A 26116-nucleotide genomic window follows, 5' to 3' on the forward strand; every position below is an offset into this window, starting at 1 on the left:
AGAAGATTAATGACAACCGTCGCAGAACGCTATCAAATCGCAAAAGAACGCTATGCAGCTATCGGAGTAGATACAGATGCTGCACTTGAAAGATTGCAACAAGTGAAGATTTCCATGCATTGCTGGCAGGGAGATGATGTGAAGGGTTTCTTATTGCCTGATGGGGAGTTGACAGGAGGAATCATGTCAACAGGAAATTATCCTGGTGCAGCCCATACACCTGATCAGCTGCGTCAAGATTTGGAAAAAGCCTACTCGCTTATCCCAGGAAAACATAAGCTAAACTTACATGCGATTTATTTAGACACAGATGAACAAGTTGATTTAAACGAATTAGAACCTCGTCATTTTGAAAAATGGGTTAGCTGGGCAAAAGAACAAGGTCTAGGTCTTGATTTTAATCCAACATTCTTCTCACATCCCATGATGAAGGATGGCTTTACCCTCTCACATCCTGATGAGGACGTTCGAAATTTTTGGATTGAGCATGGGAAACGGAGTCGAAAAATTGCAGCATACATGGGACGTGAATTAGGACAAACTTGTTATAATAATTTTTGGGTCCCAGATGGTTTCAAGGATAATCCCGTTGATCGCTTAGCACCTCGGAAACGCTTGATGGACTCTCTTGACGAGATTTTTAGCGAAGAGTTAGATGAACGCTATACACAAGACGCAGTTGAAAGCAAATTGTTTGGTCTAGGTGCAGAGGCCTATACTGTAGGTTCTCATGAATTTTACATGGGCTATGGCTTGACACGCGGGAAAATGATTCTTCTTGATGCAGGACATTTTCATCCGACAGAAGTGATTTCCAATAAATTATCTGCTTTAGCTTTGTTTGGAAAGGGGATTATGCTCCATGTTTCTCGTCCAGTTCGCTGGGATTCTGACCATGTTGTGATGATGGATGATGAATTGCAAGATATCGCAAAAGAATTGGTACGAAATGATCTTCTTGATCAGGCTGTCATTGGTTTAGATTTCTTTGATGCGACCATCAATCGAATCGCAGCTTGGGTTGTAGGGACTCGTAATACCCAAAAAGCACTCTTGAAAGCAATGCTTGAACCAATACAAGATTTAAAGAATATGGAAAATGAATTTGATTTCACCTCTCGCTTGGCCTATACAGAAGAATTGAAAGATTTCCCTTACGCAGATGTTTGGAATTATTTCTGTGAGAAGAATGGTGTTCCTGTTGGACTTGATTGGCTAAAAGAAGTCAAGGAATACGAAGCAACAGTATTGAGTGAACGTTAGAAAGAGGAAAAAGATGAAATTTGTCGATGCAGCAATTGTCAAAAAAATGTGTGAAGTAACCCGTGAATCCTACGAACGCTACTGGGATGAGCGCAATGGTGGAAATGTCTCGGTTCGTGTTTTGCCAGAGGAAGTAGCAGGATATGAGGATAATCAAGAAGTAATTCGGAGCTTTGATCTTGGATTTGATGCCTCTCGCTTAGCTGGTTTTTATTACCTCGTAACTGGGACTGGTCGTTATTTTAGAAATATTATCCATCAACCTGAATTAGACTTGGGTTTGGTACAAATTTCAGAAGATGGAAAAACTGCTGATTTACTTTGGGGATTTGCGGATGGAGGCAAGCCAACATCTGAATTTCCAAGCCACTTGATGAGTCATATGGAGCGTCTAACAGTCAACCCAGAACAGCGTGTGGTCTTTCATTGTCATCCAACCAATCTCATTGCCCTAACTTTTACACAAGAACTGGAGGAACGGCATTTGTCACGCTTACTTTGGAAAATGCAGGCTGAATCTCTAGTGGTCTTTCCAGAAGGTATTGGGGTTATTCCTTATATGACTCCTGGAACACGTGAAATTGGTCAAGCAACGGCTAAGAAGATGAGAGAATTCCAAGCAGTAATCTGGCCACATCATGGACTGTTTGCGTCAGGTGTATCTCTTGATGAAACATACGGCTTAGTTGAAGTCATTGAAAAAGCTGCCATGATTTATACGCAAGTAGGCGCTCAAGGTGGAGTAGTGAAACAAGAGATTACAGATCAACAATTAAAAGAATTAGCTCAAGCATTCGGCGTAATGCCACATGAAGGATTTTTAGATTAGCCAAAAGGGGTAATCAAGTTACCCAAAAGAATAGATAATAGTAATCTATCAAAATGTTTTAGATTGATTTACTAGATGCAATAAAAAAATAATAGATAAAGGAGAATGTTATGGCAACATTTTATGTACCAGCGGTCAATTTAATTGGACGTGGTTGTGTTCAGGAAGTAGGTAGTTATGTTAAAGAACTTGGCTATCAAAAAGCACTCTTAGTGACAGACGATTTTATCCGCACTAGTGATATTTTAGAAAAGGTAACAAAACCGTTAGACGAGTCGGCCATTGACTATGTAATTTTTAGTGATGTTGCACCAAATCCAACTTGTAAAAATGTCGAAGACGGACTTAAAGTTTTGCAAGAAAATGGATGTGACTTTATTATTTCAGTCGGTGGAGGCTCGCCTCAGGATGCAGCAAGCTGTATTTCGATCATGGCAACCAATGGTGGGAAGCCTCAAGATTATGAAGGCTTACATAAGTCTGAAAAGAAAGGTTTGCCTGTAGTTGCTATCAATACGACTGCTGGAACATCTGCAGAAATCACGATTAACTATGTGATTACCGATGAAGAGCGCAAGGTCAAAATGGTGATGGTGGATAAAAATAGCCTAGCACTCATTTCAGTCAATGATCCAGAACTTATGTTATCAAAACCAGCAGCACTCACAGCGGCAACAGGAATGGATGCCCTAACTCATGCGGTTGAAGCACTGGTCACACCAGGTGCCTATGGTGTAACAAAGAAACTTTCTATCGGAGCAATTGAGTTAATCAAAGAATATCTTCCTCGTGCTGTTGAAAATGGTCAGGATATCGAAGCACGTGAATCCATGGTACATGCGATTTTCCTTGGAGGCATGGCTTTTAACAATGCTGGATTAGGTTATGTTCATTCTATGGCACATCAGTTGGGAGCGGTGTACAATCTTCCGCACGGAGTTTGTTGTGCAATGTTATTACCAGTTGTTGAGCGAGAAAATGCCAAACGTGTACCAGCAGCATTTCGTGATGTCGCAAAAGCCTTTGGACTTCATACAGACGGAAAGACAGACCAAGAATGTGCTGATTACGCCATTTCAGAAATTGAAAAACTCTCTGAAACAGTCGGCATTCCGAAAAAATTAACAGAATTGGACATCAAAGAAGACGAATTTGACTTTGAATATCTTTCTAAAAATGCCTTGATTGATGCCTGCGCACCGGGAAATCCATTCATGCCAACACTTGACGAAACCATTGCGTTTTACAAGGAATTATTTTAAATAATATCAGAAATACGGAGCAGAGTTTGTCTGTTCCGCATTTTTACTATTATCATTTCAAGAATTCCACTGCTTTTCTGTAGTTGATAGTAGTGTTATCTTTTCTGAAAAAATAGCAGAAAAAGTATGAAAATGGTAGATTAGGAATGATTTTTAGAATCTTACTCTGCCATTATTTTTCTTGTATAGTATACGAGTTGTTTCAGTTTTATATTGCTTTTTTTTTTTAGTATAATACAATATAATTAATTATAGTTTGGCAACGCTACCAAATTTTATTCTATTGGAATTATAGAAAATTTTTGAGCAGAGGAGGCTTATGATGACAGAAGATAGATTATTTTCCATTGGTCAGGCAGCTAATTTATGTGGTGTATCAGCAAAGGCCCTACGTTATTATGAAAGTTTGGAGCTAATCCAGCCGAAACTAGTTTCACAGGAAAATGGTTATCGTTATTATGACAAAGAAACGCTGTTGTTAATTCCTGTGATTAAGTATTATCAGCAAGTTGGGCTGGATTTAAAGCAGATTAAAAAGCTAATCTCGTTAGCAGGATGCTCTAATCATTATCATTTCTTGAAGGAAAGAAGAGAGGAAATCAGAGCAAAAAGAGATGAACTACTAGTATCACTTGCGTCAGTAGATGATTGGCTCCAACTAATCATAGAGGGAGAAATGTGCTTGCAAAATCAGGCGCAAATTAATGCTGGTTTAGCAAGCCAAGTTGTCAGTCTTAAATATTATCACGAGGAGAGAAGTTACTGTAAGATAGAGCAGCTGTACAAGTATAATTACAAGGAATCAATTATCAATCTTGAATGGACAAAGTTTTTGAAAGATAGGCAACTGGAAGTGTCAGGACCAGTGATTTTAAAATATGATTCCTATCAGGAAAAAATGACTGGGCAGGCGAAAACATCAACAATTTTACAGCACTGCTATCCCGAATCCTCAGATTTTTCAAGTTTCGGTGGATTTATGGCACTGAGTAGTTACCACATAGGCCCCTTGGAAAAAATTGAGGAAACGTACCAAAAGATGGTGGATTACGCAAATGCTTGTCACCATACGCTGAAATCAGAATGCTATGAACGATATGTCATTGATTATTGGGTGACTCAAAATAGCAACGAATTTGTTACGGAAATCATCATTCCGACAGTGACGCATGACGAATTGCTCCATTAGCCTAGTTGAGCGGGAAAGATTCTGATATGTTGATAGGCCACTGCCTCAATCTGTTTTTACTAGCTTCGAGAGAGGTTGGACGAAAGTCCAGCTTCTTTTTGTTCGAAAGTGATATTAATGAATTTTCCTAAAAAAGAATGCGAATTCGTTTGAGGGATTCCTAAAACTTTCCTTTAAGGGGAAGGTTTTTTTGTAAAAAGAAGTTTTTCAATCGAGCGTTTTTTAGTAAAGATTTTTCTTTTTTATTTTATTAAAAAATTCAGAATTCATTAGAAAGAAAGCGATTTTATTGATTTATAAAGGTTTGTGATAAAAATTACGCACTTTCCCTATCTTTTTTGAGGTAAAACCATAAAAGATTACAGAAAATAGTTGACTTTGTCCTTGTGGAAGGGCTTACAATTATCTTAAATAGGTGATTTTAAGCTTATATCCTTATTGTTTAAACAAAACGTTACCACAGAAGCATTGTAGATAATGCTTCAAATCCTATTGTAGGCTCCAAGAGCCATTATTACACAGTACAAAAAAATTATATAAAACGGAGGTGTTATCATGAGTTCCGAAGCATTAGGGATGATTGAAACAAAAGGTTTGGTTGGCTCTATAGAGGCAGCCGATGCAATGGTTAAAGCAGCAAATGTTACTTTAATCGGTAAGGAACATGTAGGAGGCGGTTTAGTTACTGTTTTGGTACGTGGAGATGTAGGAGCTGTAAAGGCAGCTACTGATGCAGGTGCTGCAGCAGCACAACGTATTGGAGAGCTCATCTCTGTTCATGTTATTCCGCGACCACACGGTGAAGTGGAAACAATTTTACCTAACAAGAAATAGGTAAATACACTTTTAGTAAATAGATGAGAGGTAATGATTTTATGGAACAACATACCAAAAACATAGGTCAATTGGATGCACATCAGAAGATGATTGCAACAACAAAGAAGTTTCATACTTCGGGGATACGAAGCGGTGCAATTTCTGGTTTGTTTTATGGACTATATTCATTTCTAATCATAATTGTCCAAGGATTTGATCCCTTAAAGTCTGCAGTTGGTATTCTGGCAGCACCATTTGTAATGGGGGCAATCAATGATTTTCTAGGTGGTTGTATTTTGTTGCTCAATGTTATAAGGACAGGTAAGTTCCATGAACTAGCGAGAAGTCTTGCGACAAAACCTGGTAAAATTATGCTTTTGGGCTACATTTTAGGAGGTCCGGTAGCGAATGGTGCTTATCTCGTTGGTCTTTACCTTGCCGGTGCTTTTGCAATTCCGATCTCAGCTACGACTGCAGCCTTTGGTGCTATCTTTGCCGCTATCTTCTTAAAACAAAAAATCAATGCTCGGGTTGTTGGTGGAATGGTCTTTTGCATTATCGGTGCAATTATCATTAACATGGTGAAACCTGATGGCGCTCCAAACTTTACACTTGGTATTATCTTAGCTTTGTTTGCAGCGATTTGCTGGGGATTGGAAGGTTGTATCTCTAGTTTTGGTGGTGCTATTCTTGACTCAGAAGTCAATGTTACTCTTCGTCAACTTGTTTCAGGATTGGTACAGATGGTCATTATCGTACCGCTAATTGGTGCTACTGGATTATTTACTAGCATGTTCAGTTCACCATTGTTGATCGCTCTATTGTTAGTTTCTGGTACACTTGTTGGAATTTCCTACACAGAATGGTATCGTTCAAACGCAATGGTCGGTACAGCAGTTGGAATGTCCCTCAATATTACTTATGCTTTCTGGGGAGTTTTATTGAGTATCTTATTCTTAGATCAACCAATAACTCCATCAATTGTAATTGGTTCAATTACCATTATTTTGGGAGCGATTTTAGTGACAACAAATCCACTCGATTTCTTTAGAAAAAATGAGGTATAGAAGATGCGTTTATTACCAGCAAGAACAGCCGTACTGAATTATATGGATAGCGTTAGTGAAGCAGATGTGAAACAAGTTATGTCAGCTTTGAAATCACAATATGGTAGTGAAAAACAATTTACCGTAGAACTATTTTTAGAACACTTGATGTCATTAGAATGTAATGGCTATCTGGAACAATCAGGATATGATTTGGACGAAAGTGGGGATTTACGGATTCACTATAAAATTACTGAAGATGGAAAAGCAGCAGCGGAAAAATATATTGCAAAAGAATTTAGAAAATAAAAGGAGTAAGTCAACATGAGATATCGTGGTGGACAAGCCTTGGGACTGGTCGAAACTGTTGGATTGGTTCCAGCATTAGAGGCTTGTGACAAGATGTTAAAGGCGAGTGATGTTAAACTAGTTTCTTATGAGAATGTTGGGTCAACATTGGTTACAATCATGGTTGTCGGAGATGTTGCAGCAGTTGAAGCTTCCGTTGAAGCAGGGGCACGCGCGGCAGCAGCGATTGGAAAACTAACATCTCATAACGTTATGCCAAGACCAATCCCTACTGTTGGGGATATTGTTTCAGTGCATGATATTGACAACTGCTAAAGGAGAAGGTCATGGAAAGATATCAAGCAATAGGAGCTATTGAGACATTTGGATTGGTTTTTGCACTAGAAGCAGCAGATGCGATGGTAAAAGCCTCTGAAGTCGATGTAGTTGGTTATGAAAATACTGCTTCTGGGTATATCTCAGTCATTGTACAAGGAGAGACAGAAGCATGTAAAACAGCAGTAGATGCTGGTGTCAAAGCGGTGGAAAAAATGGGGACAGAGGTATACAGCCACGTGGTTATCCCAGGACCGCATGAGGATTTACGAAAAATCATTGATCGGTATTCTCTATCTGTTCTGTTGCCAGAAGAATCATAAGAACAAGAGAGTGAGTTGCACATGAGATATATTGACAAAGATTTAGATTCGATTCAAGAAACAAGAAACCTGCTTCTGAATGCTCAATTGTCTTTTGTTCAATTACAAAAGCTCAGTCAAAGTGAATTGGATGAATATAGTGCCTCTTTTATAGCAGCTTTGCAAAAAGAAGCAGACACCTATATTTCTGATTTTATTAAAGGAAATGATTATGGGAATGAAGAAGATGAGCAGTTTTTATGCTATCAATTTCTTCAACGTTTTCAAGAAACAATACAACAAGAATCCTATGTAGGAATCATCAATGGCAATGTGGATAATCAATTGATTGAAATTGGTGTTCCTTTGGGAGTCGTTGTGGCAGTTCTACCTTCCCATCCGACCTTTTCTTTGTTGGTCAATTTAGTATTGTTAGCAATGAAATCCGGAAATGCGTTGGTTGTTGTTGCTAATAAACGTTCCAAATCCGCAACCATTGACAGTTTTAAATGTCTCATTGCCTTATCAGAAAAATGTGGTTTTCCCGAAGGAAGCATTGCTATTGCAGAAATCATTACGGATTCAGGAATAATGGAAGTGTTGAGAAGTGATAAAGTTTCACTGATTGTTAATATCGGTTGTCCTGAATATATCACAGAACAATTTCAAACAAATACATCCTTGATTTATGGAGGGGAAGCTTCTGGTCCAGTATTTATCGAGCGTACAGCAGATATTGAGCAAGCTGTAAAAGATGTGATTCACTCCAGAAGTTTTCATAACGGGATTTTGCCAGGAGCAGAGCAGTTTCTAGTTACTGAAAATGTGATAGCAGATCAAATAAAACAATACATGCTGGAGAATGGGGCCTATATATTAGATGAATCCGAAACACAGAAATTGAGGGAGTTTTTGGAACGTTCACAGAAGAATATTACAAATTCTTATATTGGAAAGTCTGCTGTTTGGCTGGCTAAAATGGCAGGATTTACGATTCCGGAAACAACATCTGTTCTCGTCTCGCTACAAGATTATATGAATGAAGAAGATTTCCTTAATCAGAAGTTGCTCTGCCCTATTATCTTGGTTTATTTGGAACCAGATTGGACATTGGCTTGTATAAAATGTATGAGTCTATTAGCAGAGTTGAAGATGGGGCACACCCTCACCATTCATTCGACAGACTGGAAAGTGATTCGAGAATTTGCAACGGTAAAATCGGTTGGACGCATTGTTGTTAATGCTCCGACGGTTTGTGCAGCGACGGGAATTACATCTAATTTCTCCCCATCATTGATTTTGGGAGGAATTACAACAGGACGAGGGTATAGTTCAGAGAACATGACACCCAAGAGTTGGACATACACTCGTCAAGTCGGTTTTAAAATAACAACATAAAGATTTCCTAGTTTTAAGGAAAGAGAGGAAGTATCTAACATGGATATGCAAGAATTTACAGCTAAATTACAAGAAGCAACCAAACAATTGAGTGATGCAGAACGTGCATCGCTTGCTAAAATTTTCCAAAGTGTGTCAGGAGACATTACGAAACCAGATGCAGCACCAGTATTGGCAAGTGAAGGAACAGAAGTACCGGACGGTATCACCCCTCGTTTACAGGCTCTAAAAGAACAATATTTGAGTGCCCGTCCAACTATTTCTTTGCTTCGTGCGATTAATTTGACCCGTGTATCAAAAGAAAATGAAGGGATGCCTAAAGCAGTTCTTCGTGGTACAGCTTTCAAAGAATTTTGTAAAATTGCACCAGTTATTATTCAAGATAATGAATTATTGGTCGGTGCACCAAATGGCGGTCCTCGCTGGGGAGCTTTCTCACCAGATATTTCTTGGCGTTGGCTTCGCGATGAACTAGAAACTGTCTCAACTCGTCCACAAGACCCATATGATTTATCAGAAGAAAATAAGAAAATCTTGGTAGAAGAAATCTTCCCATATTGGACTGGTAAATCCGTTGACGAAGCCTGTGAATCACAATATCGTGAAGCAGGAGCATGGGAATTGTCAGGCGAATCCTATGTTTCAGATTGTTCATACCATGCGCAATCTGGTGGTGGTGACTCTAACCCTGGTTATGACGTTGTTGGCATGAAAAAAGGAATGCTAGACGTCATCGAAGAAGCGAAAGCACATTTAGAAGAATTAGACTATGGCAATCCAGATGATCTTGAAAAGATTTACTTCTACAAAGGACAAATCTTAACAGCAGAAGGTGTAATCATCTATGCTAAACGGATGTCTGAATATGCAGCGCAATTGGCAAGCAAGGAAACAAATCCAAAACGTAAAGCTGAATTGGAAATGATCTCTCGTGTGAATGCGAATGTACCAGCAAACAAACCAGAAACATTCTGGGAAGCAATGCAGTACTTAGTAACAATCCAACACTTGCTGCTTTGTGAAGAAAACCAAACAGGTCTTTCAATTGGTCGTGTAGACCAATATATGTATCCATTCTACAAGAAGGATATTGAAGAAGGTCGCATGAACGATTTTCAAGCTTTTGAAATCGCTGGATCTATGTTTATTAAGATGTCTGAAATGATGTGGTTAACATCAGAAGGGTCTTCTAAATTCTTCGCTGGTTACCAACCATTCGTTAATATGTGTGTAGGTGGTGTTACTCGTGAAGGTCGTGATGCTACAAATGATTTAACCTATCTTTTGATGGATGCAATTCGTCACGTGAAGGTTTACCAACCAACATTAGCAGCACGTATCAACAATAAATCACCACGTAAATATTTGCAAAAGATTGTAGATGTGGTTCGTGCAGGTCTCGGATTCCCAGCTTGTCACTTTGATGACAGTCATATTAAGATGATGTTGGCAAAAGGTGTGTCAATGGAAGATGCGCGTGACTACTGTCTCATGGGATGTGTAGAACCTCAAAAATCTGGTCGTCTTTACCAATGGACTTCAACAGCTTATACTCAATGGCCACTTTTGATTGAAACAACATTGAACCGTGGTGTGCCACTTTGGTATGGAAAACCTGTTACGCCTGATATGGGACCACTTAGTCAATACAAGACTTTTGAAGAATTTGAAGCAGCAGTCAAAGAAACAATTAAATATGTTACAAAATGGACTTCTGTTATGACAGTTATTTCACAACGTGTACAACGTGAACTCGCCCCTGTTCCACTTATGTCCATGATGTATGAAGGTACAATGGAACATGGACGTGACGTTAAAGCTGGTGGTGCTACTTATAATTTTGGTCCAGGTGTTGTTTGGTCAGGTCTTGCTAACTATGCAGACTCTATGGCTGCAATTAAGAAATTAGTCTTTGAAGACAAGAAATATACTTTGGAAGAATTGAACAGAGCTTTAGTGGCAGACTTTGAAGGATATGATCAAATCAGAAAAGACTGTCTTGAAGCACCAAAATATGGTAATGACGATGACTATGTTGACTACTTTACTTCAGACATTGTTGAATTTACAGAAGAAGAACACCGTAAATATCGTACACTTTACTCAGTATTGAGTCATGGTACATTGTCTATTTCAAACAATACTCCTTTAGGACAGATTACAGGAGCATCTGCTTCAGGTCGTCGCGCTTGGACACCGTTATCAGACGGTATCTCACCAGACCACGGTATGGATACAAAAGGCCCAACAGCTATTATCAAGTCCGTTTCTAAGATGGCAAATGAAAATATGAACATCGGTATGGTACATAATTTCAAGATTATGGCAGGTTTGCTTGATACTCCTCAAGGGGAAGAAAGCTTGATTACCTTATTGAGAACAGCTAGTATCCTTGGTAATGGTGAAATGCAATTTAACTATCTTGACAATAAGATTTTGCTTGATGCGCAACAACATCCGGAAAAATACCGTGACTTAATCGTTCGTGTTGCGGGATACAGTGCCTTCTTTGTTGAATTGTGTAAAGACGTACAGGATGAAATTATTTCACGTACAGTATTGTGTAGTATTTAATGAAGAAAGGCTTTGTGTCAAACTTTAACAAGAATCATTGAGAAGTTGTAGTAGTTTTTATTTCCATTAAAAACTACTACAACCTTAATAGGAGAAACAGATAGTGGTAGTATCAAGAAAAAAACATGAGACTAGAATTAATGTATTTAATGTTCAAAAGTACAACCTCTATGATGGTCCTGGGATTAGGACAATTGTTTTCTTCAAAGGTTGTCCAATGCGTTGTAAGTGGTGTGCAAATCCAGAAGGTCTAGAGTTCGGTTCTAATATTATGTACAAGGAGACCTTGTGTAAACCCTATAATTCTTGTGCATCAACTTGCCCTTTAGGAAAGATTTGCTTTGCTTATAAGAATCAAGATCATCCAGTTCCGTATGATTATTCAGATAGAGAACATCCGATTGATATCCGAAAATATAAAAAAAGATTTCCTACTAAGGAAGATATAGAAGGTTGTCCAGAAGGTGCAATCTCCATTGCAGGTGAATCAAAAACGATTTCTGAACTGATGGAGATTATCCATGAGGATGATGCTTTTTATGAAATGTCAGGAGGAGGGGTGACCCTATCAGGTGGTGAGTGTCTTGCTCAAGCAGAGGGTGCTGTGGCTCTATTACAGGCTTGCAAGCACGATGGATTGAATACTGCTGTAGAAACTGCAGGCTATGTACCGAACAAAGTTGTCATGAAAGTTGCTGAGTACACAGACTTGTTTCTGTTTGATTTGAAGCACATGGATTCAAAGAAGCACAATGAGTGGACTGGTGTAGGAAATGAACGTATTTTAAAAAACCTAGTATCACTCCTTGAGGCAGGTCACAATGTAAAAATTCGGATGCCGATGTTAAAAGGTATCAATGATAGTGAAGAGGAAATCCGAGCAATTGTTGAATTTTTACTTCCTTATAAAGATTATCCTAATTTTCAGGGAATCGACTTGTTACCATACCATAAATTAGGGGTTAATAAATATTACCAGCTTGGTATGGAGTACAAGATTGAAGGTGATCCTTCTTTGAGTCAATACGATTTAGACAGAATAGAAAGTTATATTTTGTCCTATCATTTTCCAGTAACGGTTGTAAAACACTAATCTGTTGAGGAGGGAATATGTTGATTGATAAGACAGAAAAAATAAATCGAATCATTCAAGAATCTGTCCCAGGAAAACAGATTACCTTGGCTCATGTCATTGCTGCGCCAATTCGTGCTGTGTATGACAGTCTCGGTGTTTCTCATAAAGGAGCAATTGGTATTCTAGCGTTGACTCCATACGAAACAGCGATTATTGCAACTGATATTGCAGGTAAGGCAGCAGACGTTGATATTTGCTTTGTAGATCGTTTTACAGGGTCTGTGATGTTCAGTGGAGATGTTCAGAGTGTGGAGACTGCCTTGCAGAGCATTGTAGATTATTTTAAAGAAAATCTAGATTTTGCAGTAGTTCCACTAACACGCTCATGAAAAAACGACTATTAGTGATTGGACCAGACCATAGTAGCAAGAAGGAACTTGTAAAAGAGCTGGAAGGGAACCAGCAACTTCAATTCAATAGTTCGATTATTTACTATAATGAATGTATTCTTGTTCCAGAGTCCTATCTGAGGAGCCCTGGGATGAAGAAGCACATTATATCGATTCAGCAAAATGCTTATGGAGTATTGATGGTGTTGCATTCTGAGCGAAAGTCGAGGATGTATCCACCAAATTTTGCGAAGAGTTTTCGAGTTCCGACAATTGGTGTGGTCATTGGTCAAAAAGATAAAGATAGGGAACACCTACTAGACTGTCAGCAGGAATTGATGGAAGCAAAAGTAGATGTCATTTATGAGTTGGACCTCAATATTCAAAAAGAACTCCAATATTTGTTACATAGATTGGAAAAAGTAAAAGAAGGTAATCAATGAACATACAAGAATTTACTGTAGGTCCGAGATTTGTTTTTGGTTCAGGATCTACAAGAGAAATTGAAAAGTTGTCCATCACTAAAGCCTATATCATTTGTGATCCTTTTGTTGAAAAAAGTAAGATGATTCAGGGTGTGCTGGATTGCTTAAATGAAATAGGGGCTATGCACAAGGTCTTTTCACGAGTTGTGCCAGACCCCACCATTGAAGTAGTATCTGATAGTGTTGCTGAAATCAGGGAGTTTAAACCAGATGCGGTTATAGCAATAGGTGGAGGTTCTGCCCTGGATGCTGCTAAGGCTGTTATCCGAGTCTATACTGAGTCAGAGAAAGTTGCTAAACCAATTATGGTTGCGATTCCAACGACAAGTGGAAGTGGTAGTGAAAATACATCTTTTGCGGTTATTTCTGATCCTAAAAGCAATGAAAAATATGCTTTAGTAGATGATTCTCTTGTGCCAGATGTTGCAATTCTTGATACTGCTTTTACGATGAGTGTTCCACCAGCAATTACAGCTGACACTGGGATGGATGTACTGACTCACTGTATAGAAGCCTATGTATCAAAACGTGCAACAGATTTTTCAGATGCATGTGCAGAAAAAGGCTTAGCCTTGACATTTCGCTATATTGTGGAAGCGTATAAGAATGGACATAATCAGCTAGCACGTGAGAAGATGCACAATGCCTCTTCGATTGCGGGAATTGCGTTTAATAACGCTGGTTTAGGAATTTGCCATAGTTTGTCCCATGCGATTGGAGCATTTTTCCATGTACCGCATGGCCGAATAAATGCAGTATTGCTACCACATATTATTTCCTTCAATGCATCTCTAGAAGCAGATCGTGATACGGCTGTTGCCAGACGATATGCACAATTAGCTAATACATTGAATATATATGGTACAACAGCAAAACAATGTGTACGTGCTTTGAATTATGCCATTGCTCGGCTGATGAAGGAGATGGATATGCCTATGACTGTTAAGGAATTAGGGATTAATCCTTCTGACTTTGAAAAAATGATTCCAGAAATGGCACGACGAGCTGCTGTAGATGCCTGTACCCCAACAAATCCTCGTTCAGTTACAGTTGCAGAAATTGAGGAAATATACAGAGGTCTATTATAACCCCTACAGTTTAAAGAACTGTATAACTTATATGGGACAGTAGGGACTTAACTATGCAGCTGCTTAAAGCAGCTTGAGTTTAAATGAAAGAGGGAGTTTATGAAATTTTTGACCGAAGATGATTTACGTGTTGAGTATCATAATTTTCCTTTCGATACCTTTACTATCCAGAAAAATACGAGATTAACTCCCGGAGCAAGAACTTTTCTTGCGGACCGTAAGATTAAGATAATTGATGCAAACGAGCAGGTTCAGAAGAGAAGAAACAGTACTGGTCTATCTTTCCAAAAAGAAGAGGTACAAACAGAATGCTGTACTCAGCCTGCCACACTTCATCAAGCTGAATGGTTTGACATTCGTTGTGAACTATTAAAAACAGCTTATGATTTAGCTGGTACGGATGTGCTGTTAGCAGAAGAACTGAAAATCATCGAACGTTGTTTAGCACTGGCACTGACAAATGAAAGCTATAGTCTGCCACCTATCACGATGGTGAATACGGAAGCAGTGCAGATGGATAAAGCTGCTGTTATTGGGAATTTGTCGACGGTTGGTATGTTTTTACAGACCAATAAAGGACGTGTACTGACTCGACTCTACCCGATTTATTTCCGACTAGAGGCTTGGATTCAACAACTTGGTAGTTCAGCACAAGTAAATCTATCAGAAGTGGTTCAGCGCTTAGAGCAATTGATTGCTTATTATCTAAACAAGAGTGAGGAGGTCAAGCAGGATGCCTGAAGTATTGCCAAAAACATGTGACCAATACGTATCAGACTTTGAAAAGGCAGAGAAAGAGCCAATTAAGTCCAAAAGCAGCACATATTTTACAGGTGTTGACTTAGGGACGGCTTACATAGTTTTAGTTGTCTTAGACGATCAAAAAAATATTGTAGCCGGAGCTCACCAACCAGCTAATGTTATTCGTGATGGTATGGTAGTGGACTATATCGGTGCAATTCGTATTGTACGAGAGTTAAAAGAAAAATTGGAAAAACAACTAGATACCGAACTCCTATATGCAGCAGCGGCTATCCCACCTGGAACAGATGTATTGGATGGCGGAGCGATAAAAAATGTCGTTCAAAGTGCTGGGTTTGAGTTGACTGCCTTATTAGACGAGCCTACTGCGGCAAACACAATCGTTGGTCTGAAAAATGGTGCAATTGTTGATATTGGTGGTGGTACTACAGGAATCTCTATTTTAAAAGATGGTAAAGTTGTGAAGGCGGCGGACGAAGCAACTGGTGGAACACATTTTTCATTAGTCGTTTCAGGAGCCTATCAAATCAGCATAGATGAAGCTGATGCCTATAAGCGCAACCCCAAAAATCATAAAGAATTACTCCCAGTTCTCAAGCCAGTTGTCGAAAAAATTGCTTCGATTATTCGAAGACAAATTGAAGGATTTGAGGTGGAAGTCATTTACTTGGTAGGTGGGACAAGTTGCTTGACAGGAATCGAAACCATTATCGAAAAAGAGACGGGGATTAAGACACTTAAACCCCAAAATCCAATGTTCGTCACACCGATTGGCATCGCAATGAATTGTGGTCAGGAAATTATCTATTAAGGAGGAAATATGCTAGTTGCAGAATTGGTAGATACGATTTGGGCTACGAGAAAGTCCGATGCGTTAAGTGGTGTTAAGTTTTTGCTCGCAGAAGTAAAAGGTGGCAGTAAGGCGGGCGAACTTTTGGTGGTAGTGGATATGATTGGTGCTGGTATTGGCGATCGCGTCATTGTTACCACCGGGACAGCAGCCCGCCGAATGATGGGAGACGATCAGATGCCTGTTGATGCTGCTGTTATTGGTATCATTGATGAAAATTACGATGAAATAAAAAAACAAAACGGGAAAAAGGAACGTTTTTCCTAGGATAAAGGAGAGAAAATGGCAAAATTAGTTGTTGCAAAAGATATTTCTGACTGCCATGAAGCTGGGCGAACGATTTGTTATGTTGATGCAGACACTATCATAACGCCAGCAGCCCGAGATGAGGCTAAAAAATGTGGTATTTCCTTTGAAGTTGGTCAGAAAAGATGTGAAAAAACATCCGACAAAGGAGAATGTGGTATTTCCGCAGAAGAGCTACTCTCACTGTTAAAGCGGATGTTGGCAACCTGTGATAAAAAAATTGAAAAAGCAAATTTACCTTATCGCAGCGTTGTCCATTCTAACGGCTTGAAAGTTGTCAAAGGCGGAACTGTGCGGATGGATGAATTTGATACAGGTAATCCTGAAGCAAATGTCAGTTTCCAAGAATTAGTTGGTAAAGATGAAGCAAAAATGAGTGCAGGTTTTTTAGCAATTGACCACTCAAGTTTTGCTTGGAAATTACCTTACGAAGAAATTGATTATATTATTTCTGGTACTGTTTGTGTTGAAATTGATGGCCAAAAATATGTTGGGCGTGAAGGGGATGTTCTCTTTATCCCATCAGGTTCTGACGTGATTTGGAGTTCACCAGACAATGCGAAATTATTCTATACAACCTATCCTTCCAACTGGTCTGATTTAATGTAGTCTCGGAGGAAATCGTATGAAAGCATTAGGTATGATTGAAACGTACGGTTTGATTGGTGCAATTGAAGCGGCGGATGTCATGCTAAAGGTTGCAGATGTTTCCTTGATGAACGCTGAAAAAGTTCGTGGAGGCCTTGTAACTGTCTATATTACTGGAGATGTTGGGGCAGTAAAAACAGCTGTGGACGCTGGTACAAGCGCAGTAAAGCGCTTGGGAGAACTCTGTTTTCACAGTTCACATGTCATTCCTAGGCCAGATAATCAAGTAGCAAGTTTGTATGAAAAATATGAAGTGCAAGAAGAAGGTACAGAGGAAGCTGAATTTTCTGTTGAAACGGAAATCAATTCAGAAAAGGGTGAACCGCTACCTCCTGTTGCTACTACAGTAGAATCAGATGAATTTGCCTTACAATCCATACCGACAAACCTTGAAGCTCCAGAAGAAACGAATATAGAAGTGACATCAGAAGAAATTTCAGAAGAAATGCAATCTCTTGAAGATAAACTAGAAGAAGTTCACTTAACTGCTAAAGAGTATAAAAAACGTTTGGATAAAACGAAAGCAGCAGATTTAAGAGAGCTCATTCAAAATCATCCAGAACTTGTAATTGCTGAGGATGTGTTACAAGGGATGGTCAGAAGAGATATGATTGCGATTCTGATGAATGAATTTGAAAAACAAGGAGAAAGATAAGGATATCAGATAGGAAGGATGAATCAAATGAAGACAGTTGACATAGATCTTTGCTCCATTCAAGAAGCAAGAGACCTTGTAAGAGAAGGGAAACGCGCTTCCGATATGATAGCAACTTTCTCAGATGCACAAATTGATGCGATTTTGCGCCATATTGTGAAAACAGTTGAAGCAAATGCTTATTATCTAGCGGATCTAGCGGTTGAAGAAACTGGTTTTGGCAAGCTGGCTGATAAGGCCTATAAGAATTACGCAGCTTCCACATTGTTATACAAAGAGATTAAGGATTACAAGACATCAGGTATCATTGATTTTGATGAAAACAAAAAATTATTCCGTGTTGCAGAGCCGATGGGATTGTTATTAGGGATTACTCCGTCGACTAATCCGACATCTACTATTATTTTTAAGGCGATGATTGCGATTAAGTCACGTAATGCAATTGTATTTGCACCGCATCCATCAGCGAAACGGTGTAGTATTGCAGCGGCTGAATTGGTTCGAAAAGCAGCTGTTGAAGCAGGAGCGCCAGAACACATTATTGGTTGTGTGAATAATCCTACCCTTCAAGCGACAAATGAGTTGATGCATGCAAAAGATATTTCGCTCATTATCGCTACAGGTGGACCTGGTATGGTAAAAGCTGCATACAGTAGTGGAAAACCTGCTATTGGAGTAGGTGCTGGAAATTCACCAGCCTACATTGAAAAAACAGCAGATGTCAAAAAAGCAATTGCCAGTATTGTTGCTTCTAAGACTTTTGATAATGGTACTATTTGCGCATCAGAGCAAGCTATTATCTGTGAAGAGTCTAACAAGAATGAAGTGCTTCGTGAGTTAAAAAATCACGGTTGCTATGTTATGACCAAAGAAGAGACAGACAAGGTTTGTGAAGTTCTCTTCAGAGGCGACTCAAAGGGCTGCAATCCATCAATGAATCCAAAATTTGTAGGACAATCTGCTACAGCAATTGCAGAGGCAGTTGGGCTAACAGTCCCAGCCGGTACAAAGATTTTGGTTGGACCGCAAGCTGGAGTTGGTCAAGGCAATCCATTATCGTTTGAAAAATTGACGACTGTTTTAGGATTCTATGTAGTGAAGAACTGGGAAGAAGCCTGTGCATTAAGTATTCGTCTGTTGCAAAATGGTATTGGTCATACGATGAGTATCCATACAGAAGATCCAGATATGATTTTCCGCTTCTCTAGTAAACCTGCTTCGCGTATTTTGATTAACACTGGTGGTAGTCAAGGTGGTACAGGTATTTCGACTGGATTACCAATTGCGTTTACGCTTGGCTGTGGAACAGATGGAGGTAGCTCTGTCTCTGACAATTTAACACCAGAACATTTAGTCAATATCAAGACGGTTGCGTACGGATTGAAAGATGTGACACAAATTGTGGCTGAAGATGCTGGTTTTCTCGCGTTACCAAAATCGGCCCAACTACATCAGATAAATGAAAAAGTAGATGGTATCTCGTCACCAAGCATACATGCTAAGGCAGATAAAACAGCTTGTGAGAGGAAGGTCTTTCTAAGTCAGACTCCTCAGGAAATTCAAGCGGCTTTTGAAAGAGAGCAAGAAAAGGAAACAACTGTCTCTGATTCATCTGCTACACCAGTGGTAACTCAAACTCAGACAGATAATGAAGCCATTGTTCGTGAGATTTTATCTGCTTTAAGACAAAAATAAGAGGAGGAGACTATGGGAGAAGATTTAGAAAGTCTACTTTACAAGGTAGTGAATCACCTGAGTGGTATTGAGGAAGGAACCTCCTCGATAGAGCCAGCTTCAGAAACTACCTATCAAGTAGAGAATGAAAATGACTTTGCTATTCCTTTAGGAGTTTCCAATCACCACGTGCATTTATCACAAGTTGATGCAGATATCCTCTTTGGTCGTTATTACAATTTTAAAAAATTAAAGGATCTTTCTCAACCGGGACAGTATGCTTTGGAAGAATGTGTGATGGTCGCAGGTCCGAAAGGAATTATTGAAAAAGTTCGCATTCTTGGTCCGGTTCGAAAAGAGACCCAAGTTGAGTTGACAACGACTGATTGCTTTAAAATAGGAGTCAAGGCTCCGCTTCGGCTTTCAGGAGAAATAGAAAATACTCCCGGTTGTACTATTATCGGTCCTGCCGGATCTGTTCAACTAGCTAAAGGTTGTATCGTTGCTAAGCGGCATATTCATATGTCTCCAGCAGACGCTCAACGATTCGGTGTTCAGGATAATCAAAATGTATCCTTGGAATTGCCAGGTGAACGCGGAGGTATTATTCATAATGTCATTATCCGCGTGAAAGACACCTTTGCATTGGAGTGTCATTTAGATACAGAAGAAGCCAATGCACTCGGAGTAACTGGCAAGAGTAAATTGCGGTTAATAAAATAAAGGAGATAGTAGATGAATTCAGAAGCATTAGGAATGGTTGAAACAAAGGGCTTGATTGGTTCCATCGAAGCAGCAGATGCGATGGTCAAAGCAGCCAACGTAACGTTGATTGGGAAAGAACACGTCGGTGGTGGTCTAGTGACTGTTATGGTTCGTGGTGATGTAGGCGCTGTAAAAGCAGCAACAGATGCAGGCGCAGCAGCGGCACAACGTGTTGGTGAACTTGTTTCCGTACACGTTATCCCACGTCCACATGTGGAAGTAGAATTAGTTTTACCACATAAAAACTAACTTCCCTGTCATAAGTAAAGAAAGAAGGTATATACATGCACTCAGAAGCATTAGGAATGGTTGAAACAAAGGGCTTGATTGGTTCCATCGAAGCAGCAGATGCGATGGTCAAAGCAGCCAACGTAACGTTGATTGGGAAAGAACACGTCGGTGGTGGTTTGGTGACTGTCATGGTTCGTGGCGATGTAGGCGCTGTAAAAGCAGCGACAGATGCAGGCGCAGCAGCGGCACAACGTGTTGGTGAACTTGTTTCCGTACACGTTATCCCACGTCCACATGTGGAAGTGGAAACTATTTTACCAAAGAGCAACTAATACTCACAGAAAATTGAGTAGAACGAATGGGCGTTTGCTAAAGTCGCTGATATAAAAGTAGTTAAGCCCATCCTAGTATTACAGGGTGGGCTTTTATATCAAAAATAGTATTGTACTTTACCCCAATTTGTCGCACAGGAGACTGGTACAACAAATTGAGGCAAAGTAGCAATAAAAGGTTAGAAAATAATAGTAGAAGGGCGGGGAAACTTGTATGTCACATCAAGAAATCATGGATGGTAATATGGCTGCGGCCCATGTTGCCTATGCGTTTAGTGAAATTGCAGGTATTTATCCTATTACCCCAAGTTCTACAATGGGAGAGAGTGTCGATATTTGGCAGACTGAAGGTCGCCAAAATATGTTTGGGCACCCCTTAAAAATTGTCGAGATGCAATCAGAGGCAGGGGTGGCAGGCTTCGTACATGGCTCTTTAAAAACAGGAGCTCTCACAACCACGTTCACCTCCTCACAGGGGCTCTTATTGATGCTACCAAATATGTATAAAATTGCTGGTGAGCTACTACCGACTGTTTTTCACGTTGCTGCTCGCTCGGTTTCAACCAGTGCTTTAAGCATTTTTGGAGATCATAGCGATGTGATGTCGGTTCGTCAGTCTGGCTTTGCCATGTTGGCGGAGAGTACTGTTCAGGAAGTCATGGACTTGGCAGCAGTGGCCCACTTGGCCAGTCTTGAAACTAGTGTACCGTTTGTGAGTTTTTTTGATGGCTTCTCTACCAGTCATGAAATGCAAAAAATCCATGTTCTAGAGTACGGTGATATGCGGGAACTCATCAACCAAGAAGCATTGGAGGTATTTCGCTCTAGGGGAATGAACCCTGATCATCCAACTGTATCAGGTACAAATCAAGGACCAGATTTACATTTTCAGCAGAGGGAGACGGTCAATCGCCATTATGATATTCTCCCTTATGTTGTCCAAAAATATATGGGAGAAATAAATCGTTTGCGTGGAACAGCATATGATTTGATTACCTATTATGGGCATCCAGAAGCAACTGAACTGATTGTTGCAATGGGGTCTGTTGCAACAACAATTGAGCAAGCAGTTAATTATTTGAATCAAAATGGACAAAAAGTTGGTTTTATTCAAATTCATCTTTATCGACCATTTCCAACAGAAGTCTTTTTGCAAAAAATTCCGAAAACTATAAAATCGATTGCAGTACTCGATCGTACTAAGGAGCCTGGTGCGGTTGGAGAGCCTTTGTTTATGGATGTTCAAGCTGCTTTCTACGAAAGCGATCACAGGCCCATCATTATTGGAGGTCGCTATGGCATAGGTTCAAAAGACACAACTCCAGATCAGATTGTGGCAGTTTTTGATGAATTAAAGCAATCTAAACCCAAAAGACAGTTTACAATCGGAATCGAAGATGATGTGACGAGACTTTCTCTCCCAGCTCTTCCAATTCTTGATTTGACTCCAGCAAATACATTTCAGGCAAAATTCTGGGGATTAGGCGGAGATGGCGCAGTTAGCGTGAACAAATCCATTATCAAAATTATTGGAGAGCAGACAGAGAAACAGATTCAAGCTTATTTTTATTACGACTCCAGAAAACAAAATGGGGTGACTGTCTCGCATTTACGTGCCGGGAATCAACCGATTCAATCTCATTATTTTGTACAAAATATGGATTTTGTTGGCTTAACGACTCAGATTTATCTCCGCCAGTTTGATGTATTAAAAGGTCTGAAAAAAGGAGGGATTTTCCTTCTGAATACTACTTGGACAAAGGAGCAGGTTTTAAAACGTTTACCAGCTCACGTCAAAAAGTATTTGGCGGATTATGACATCCGGTTTTATATTATCAATGCCTATAAAATTGCTCACGAAGCAGGCTTAACACAAAAATTCAGTATTTGTATGCAGGCGGCATTTTTCCAGCTCACCCATTTACTTCCAGTAGAAAAAGCACTTACATGGATGCAGGAAGAAGTTGTTAAATCCTATGGTAAAAAATCCGAGGAGTTAGTGGAACAAAATCTTCGTGCTATTGCACTATCCGTTAATGCGCTGGAAAAAGTGGAGATTCCAGAAGAGTGGCGGGATTGCGAAGTGACTGCTAAGAAAAAAATAGCACCATCAAGTTATGTTAGAGAAATTCAAACTCCTATCAATAGACTGGAAGGACAATCCGTCTCTGTCGGACAGTTAGTCAAGCATGGAATGGTAGCTGGAGATATTCCACTAGGTACTGCTCCACAAGAAAAACGAAGTTTAGCCTTGGAAGTACCTCAATGGGATCCGAATCACTGTGTGCAGTGCAGTCGTTGTTCCTTTGTTTGCCCTCATGCAGCAATTCGCCCATTTTTAGTAGAAGAAGATGAGTTAAACATAGCACCTGAGGGATATAGGGTCATGGATTTCAAAGGAAAAGATGGCCTCATGTATCGGATTCAAGTTTCTGTCGAAAATTGTACTGGCTGTGAACTGTGTGTGAACGCTTGTCCAGCGAAGGGGAAGGCACTGAAAATGGTATCTGCTTCGGTAGAAAATGAAGAAGCCTTAAAGCAAGAAGCTGTTAACTGGGCCTTTTCCATGACATTACGAGCAAAAGAAAATCCTGCTAAACCAGGAACGGTAGCTTATACCCAGTTTGAACAACCTTTGCTAGAATTTTCTGGTGCATGTCCAGGGTGCGGAGAAACTCCTTATGTCAAGCTACTGACCCAATTGTTCGGTGATCGCATGATGATTGCAAATGCAACTGGTTGTTCTTCTATTTGGGGCGCTATGGCTCCTACGACACCATATAGTACCAATCAATGTGGTCAAGGTCCCGCTTGGAGTAATTCTTTACTGGAGGATAATGCAGAATTTGGCTATGGCATGATGGTGGCGAACACAACACGTCGAAAAGCGTTGATTCCTCTAGTACAGAAGGCAATGGCTGTCGCCAGTACAGAACTATGCAATCTACTTCAAGATTGGTTAGATCATATTGACGAAGGAAGAGGAACGAGGGCCCGCAGTGCTAAACTAATCAGTCTCTTAGAGGAGGAACTGTCCGAAAAATATCCAATTCTCCAAGAACTTTATGCGCAACGTGATTTGTTTATCAAACCTTCTCAATGGATAGTTGGGGGCGATGGATGGGCATATGACATTGGATACGGAGGTTTGGACCATGTCCTTGCAAGCGGTGCAGATGTCAATATTCTTGTCCTAGATAATGAAGTTTACTCCAATACAGGTGGCCATGTGTCAAAAGGAACTCCGACATCTGCGATTGCACGTTTTTCGTCCTCTGGAAATCGTGGTCGAAAAAAAGACTTAGGTATGATGGCTATGACCTATGGCAATGTCTATGTTGCTCAAGTCGCTAATGGAGCAAATCCTATTCAGGTTATTAAGGCATTTGAGGAGGCAGAAAGCTATCCAGGACCATCTCTCATTATTGCCTATGTGCCTTGTATTGCCCACGGTCTTGAATTTGGCATGAAAAAAACGCTGGAAGAGGCAAAGGAAGCGGTTGAGTCAGGGTATTGGTCACTTTACCGATACAATCCTACCCTAGCAGAACAGGATAAAAATCCAATGCTTCTTGACTTCAAACGTCCGAAGTTTGATAGAATGCTTGACTTTATGTTAAAACAAGAAAGGTTTTCTGCATTGAGGCGTGTCAATCCAGATGAGGCTACTAAGCTCTTTCAGCAAACAATCGGACATGCGAGACGACGGTTTAAAAATTATGCTACCCTCTCAGGAGACTATGAAATCTTCAGCAAAAATGAGCAAAAAACAAGGGATAAACCAAACGTTTCCCCAGCAACCCCTAGTCCAGACTCACTTGATGGAATTCTCAAGACTTTAAACTTTTAGGAATAAGCATATAAAACGCGACCATATTCATATATAGGTGCGTAGGTGTATCCTATATTTTCTAAGTATTGCTATTACCCTAAAAATTTACATAGAAGCTAAGTTAGTAATCATAAAACAAAAATTAAAGTTTTCCTTATCGATTCATTAAGAACAATGAATGTAAAAAACGAGTGTTTTTGAAAGTTCTAAAATGAAATTAGCCACTTGAAGGTATGAAAAAACATCTCAGAGAGATATAATTGTAATCACCACAACAACAATTAGAAAGACTCTGAGATGCAAAACTATTATACACCAAAAAGAAAACATTTAACACTAGCTGAGCGCCGATTAATTGAAAAGTGGAAAAAAGAAAACAAAAGTAACCGTCAAGTGGCGAATCTACTGGGTAAAGCGCCACAAACCATCAACAACGAGATCAAGCGTGGCACGGTTCTCCAGCAAATTAGGAAAGGTAAGTTTGCGAAGCGTTATTCTGCAGACTATGCCCAACAAGCTTACAACAAAGCGCGTCAAAACTCTTGTCGTAAAGCAAAGATTGACAAGGAGACAAAGGAAAAAATCCTCCACTATATGAAGCTGAAATTTTCTCCCGAGATGATGGTGAAGGCTAAGGGAGTAAAAGCGCCAATTTCCACAATCTATTACTGGATTCACCATGGACACTTAGGGATCACTAAAGCTGACATGCTTTATCCTCGTAAGGTGAAACCTAAGAAAAAGCATGCTAGTCCTAATTTTAAATCCATCGGAAAGTCCATTGAAGAACGGCCAGAGAGTATTAATAAGCGTGAGAATGTCGGTGATTTTGAAATTGATACTGTCATTCAGACACGAGCAAAAAATGAGTATCTGTTGACACTAACTGACAGAAAGAGTCGTTATCAAATCATTCGTCTTATTCCTGATAAGTCAGCTTCTTCAGTGAATCATGCTCTCAAAACTATTCTCAAAGACTATCCCATAAACTCAATCACAGCTGATAACGGGGCTGAATTCAGTCGCTTGGCAGATGTTTTTGATTCTGAGAACATTTATTATGCCCACCCTTATTCCTCTTGGGAGAGAGGAACCAATGAAAATCATAATAGACTCATCCGTCGTTGGTTACCTAAGGCAAGTAAAAATGCAACTACTCAACAAGTTGCATTTATTGAAAAGTGGATTAATAACTATCCAAAGAAAATACTAGATTACAAATCTCCTAGTGAGTTTTTACAAACTGGCTAACTTGGACTTGAAATTTGGCAAACGAGTGTTTTCTTTGGAAAATAAGCATTTTTGAGGCACGCCAAACGCATGAAGAAAAGATAGTTTTCAGAAAACGACATACATAGTGACAAAATCAATCAAAGTAGTAAACTAGAGATAGAGGTGACTACAATGATTGATTTTCTCGTTTCCATAGACTCCCAAAGTGGAGAAGTTGATAAACGCCAAGCGTGGAAGGTTCGTTATCCCTTATCGACCATTTTATTTCTTGTTTTCGTCTGTCAGTTGGCAGGGATTGAAACTTGGAAAGAAATGGAAGATTTTATAGAGATGAATGAATCCGTTCTTGGACAATATGTTAATTTGAGTGATGGTTGTCCATCTCATGATACTTTAGAGCGTGTAGTGAGTATGGTGGATCCTCAAGTTTTAACTGACTTAAAAATTGACTTTAATCAGAATCCTGAAAGTGCTACGATTGAACGCTT

General features: G+C 39.7%; 27 protein-coding genes. All 27 read left to right on the top strand.

The window, feature by feature from the left end; all coding sequences use genetic code 11:
• The first annotated feature begins 9 nt into the window (after positions 1-9).
• Positions 10-1263: an L-rhamnose isomerase gene (rhaA, locus tag ABPH35_RS02470; RefSeq protein WP_349988262.1), complete on the top strand. Its 1254-nt coding sequence runs from the start codon at positions 10-12 to the stop codon at positions 1261-1263.
• Between the two features lie 13 nt (positions 1264-1276).
• Positions 1277-2092, top strand: coding sequence for a rhamnulose-1-phosphate aldolase (rhaD, locus tag ABPH35_RS02475; protein WP_349988261.1), 816 nt, complete (start codon positions 1277-1279; stop codon positions 2090-2092).
• A gap of 110 nt (positions 2093-2202) precedes the next feature.
• Positions 2203-3354 (top strand): iron-containing alcohol dehydrogenase, encoded by a 1152-nt coding sequence (locus ABPH35_RS02480; protein ID WP_349988260.1) that lies wholly within the window; start codon positions 2203-2205, stop codon positions 3352-3354.
• A gap of 322 nt (positions 3355-3676) precedes the next feature.
• Entirely contained in the window at positions 3677-4543 is an 867-nt protein-coding gene (locus ABPH35_RS02485; protein ID WP_349988270.1) for a MerR family transcriptional regulator, read from the top strand.
• Positions 4544-5098: 555 nt separating this feature from the next.
• Positions 5099-5377: an ethanolamine utilization microcompartment protein EutM gene (eutM, locus tag ABPH35_RS02490; RefSeq protein ID WP_349988259.1), complete on the top strand. Its 279-nt coding sequence runs from the start codon at positions 5099-5101 to the stop codon at positions 5375-5377.
• Positions 5378-5418: 41 nt separating this feature from the next.
• A complete protein-coding gene (locus tag ABPH35_RS02495; RefSeq protein WP_349988258.1) occupies positions 5419-6426 on the top strand; it encodes a DMT family transporter in 1008 nt (335 codons plus the stop codon).
• A 3-nt stretch (positions 6427-6429) separates the two neighbouring features.
• Positions 6430-6714, top strand: a complete 285-nt coding sequence (locus ABPH35_RS02500) for a hypothetical protein (RefSeq protein WP_349988257.1) — start codon at positions 6430-6432, stop codon at positions 6712-6714.
• 15 nt (positions 6715-6729) lie between these two features.
• Entirely contained in the window at positions 6730-7029 is a 300-nt protein-coding gene (locus ABPH35_RS02505; RefSeq protein ID WP_067090472.1) for a BMC domain-containing protein, read from the top strand.
• A gap of 11 nt (positions 7030-7040) precedes the next feature.
• Positions 7041-7352 carry a BMC domain-containing protein gene (locus tag ABPH35_RS02510; protein WP_067090468.1) on the top strand — a complete coding sequence of 104 codons (312 nt, stop codon included), beginning with the start codon at positions 7041-7043 and terminating at the stop codon, positions 7350-7352.
• A gap of 21 nt (positions 7353-7373) precedes the next feature.
• Positions 7374-8729 carry an aldehyde dehydrogenase family protein gene (locus tag ABPH35_RS02515; RefSeq protein WP_349988256.1) on the top strand — a complete coding sequence of 452 codons (1356 nt, stop codon included), beginning with the start codon at positions 7374-7376 and terminating at the stop codon, positions 8727-8729.
• 39 nt (positions 8730-8768) lie between these two features.
• Complete coding sequence (gene cutC, locus ABPH35_RS02520) at positions 8769-11303, top strand: choline trimethylamine-lyase (RefSeq protein ID WP_349988255.1); 2535 nt, start codon at positions 8769-8771, stop codon at positions 11301-11303.
• 103 nt (positions 11304-11406) lie between these two features.
• Positions 11407-12396: a choline TMA-lyase-activating enzyme gene (cutD, locus tag ABPH35_RS02525; RefSeq protein WP_349988254.1), complete on the top strand. Its 990-nt coding sequence runs from the start codon at positions 11407-11409 to the stop codon at positions 12394-12396.
• A 17-nt stretch (positions 12397-12413) separates the two neighbouring features.
• Complete coding sequence (locus ABPH35_RS02530; RefSeq protein ID WP_349988253.1) at positions 12414-12767, top strand: BMC domain-containing protein; 354 nt, start codon at positions 12414-12416, stop codon at positions 12765-12767.
• Complete coding sequence (locus ABPH35_RS02535) at positions 12764-13210, top strand: EutP/PduV family microcompartment system protein (protein ID WP_349988252.1); 447 nt, start codon at positions 12764-12766, stop codon at positions 13208-13210. Before ABPH35_RS02530 ends, ABPH35_RS02535 begins: the two co-directional genes overlap by 4 nt.
• Entirely contained in the window at positions 13207-14340 is a 1134-nt protein-coding gene (locus tag ABPH35_RS02540) for a 1-propanol dehydrogenase PduQ (protein WP_349988251.1), read from the top strand. The genes ABPH35_RS02535 and ABPH35_RS02540 overlap by 4 nt, the downstream gene beginning before the upstream one ends.
• Before the next feature lie 99 nt (positions 14341-14439).
• Positions 14440-15081, top strand: coding sequence for a hypothetical protein (locus ABPH35_RS02545; protein ID WP_349988250.1), 642 nt, complete (start codon positions 14440-14442; stop codon positions 15079-15081).
• Positions 15074-15913 (top strand): ethanolamine utilization protein EutJ, encoded by an 840-nt coding sequence (gene eutJ, locus ABPH35_RS02550; protein WP_349988249.1) that lies wholly within the window; start codon positions 15074-15076, stop codon positions 15911-15913. The genes ABPH35_RS02545 and eutJ overlap by 8 nt, the downstream gene beginning before the upstream one ends.
• A gap of 9 nt (positions 15914-15922) precedes the next feature.
• The gene (locus tag ABPH35_RS02555; RefSeq protein ID WP_067090437.1) at positions 15923-16219 is read left to right on the top strand and encodes a EutN/CcmL family microcompartment protein; all 297 of its coding nucleotides are present in this window, start codon (positions 15923-15925) and stop codon (positions 16217-16219) included.
• A gap of 15 nt (positions 16220-16234) precedes the next feature.
• Positions 16235-16867, top strand: a complete 633-nt coding sequence (locus ABPH35_RS02560) for a cupin domain-containing protein (protein ID WP_349988248.1) — start codon at positions 16235-16237, stop codon at positions 16865-16867.
• 16 nt (positions 16868-16883) lie between these two features.
• Positions 16884-17561: a BMC domain-containing protein gene (locus tag ABPH35_RS02565; RefSeq protein ID WP_349988247.1), complete on the top strand. Its 678-nt coding sequence runs from the start codon at positions 16884-16886 to the stop codon at positions 17559-17561.
• A gap of 27 nt (positions 17562-17588) precedes the next feature.
• Positions 17589-19256, top strand: coding sequence for an acetaldehyde dehydrogenase (acetylating) (locus ABPH35_RS02570; protein ID WP_349988245.1), 1668 nt, complete (start codon positions 17589-17591; stop codon positions 19254-19256).
• Positions 19257-19268: 12 nt separating this feature from the next.
• Positions 19269-19958: a phosphate propanoyltransferase gene (locus ABPH35_RS02575; protein ID WP_349988244.1), complete on the top strand. Its 690-nt coding sequence runs from the start codon at positions 19269-19271 to the stop codon at positions 19956-19958.
• A gap of 12 nt (positions 19959-19970) precedes the next feature.
• Complete coding sequence (gene eutM, locus ABPH35_RS02580; RefSeq protein WP_067090422.1) at positions 19971-20249, top strand: ethanolamine utilization microcompartment protein EutM; 279 nt, start codon at positions 19971-19973, stop codon at positions 20247-20249.
• A gap of 35 nt (positions 20250-20284) precedes the next feature.
• On the top strand, positions 20285-20563 hold the full coding sequence (gene eutM, locus ABPH35_RS02585) for an ethanolamine utilization microcompartment protein EutM (RefSeq protein WP_067090415.1): 279 nt from the start codon (positions 20285-20287) through the stop codon (positions 20561-20563).
• Between the two features lie 214 nt (positions 20564-20777).
• Positions 20778-24413 (top strand): pyruvate:ferredoxin (flavodoxin) oxidoreductase, encoded by a 3636-nt coding sequence (nifJ, locus tag ABPH35_RS02590; RefSeq protein ID WP_368849576.1) that lies wholly within the window; start codon positions 20778-20780, stop codon positions 24411-24413.
• A gap of 279 nt (positions 24414-24692) precedes the next feature.
• Complete coding sequence (locus ABPH35_RS02595) at positions 24693-25646, top strand: IS30 family transposase (RefSeq protein WP_368849577.1); 954 nt, start codon at positions 24693-24695, stop codon at positions 25644-25646.
• 153 nt (positions 25647-25799) lie between these two features.
• Positions 25800-26116: transposase family protein (locus tag ABPH35_RS02600; protein WP_368849578.1), on the top strand; the 317-nt coding region annotated here is incomplete at its 3' end.

The organism is Streptococcus handemini, assembly GCF_040984445.1.
Lineage (GTDB): Bacteria > Bacillota > Bacilli > Lactobacillales > Streptococcaceae > Streptococcus > Streptococcus handemini.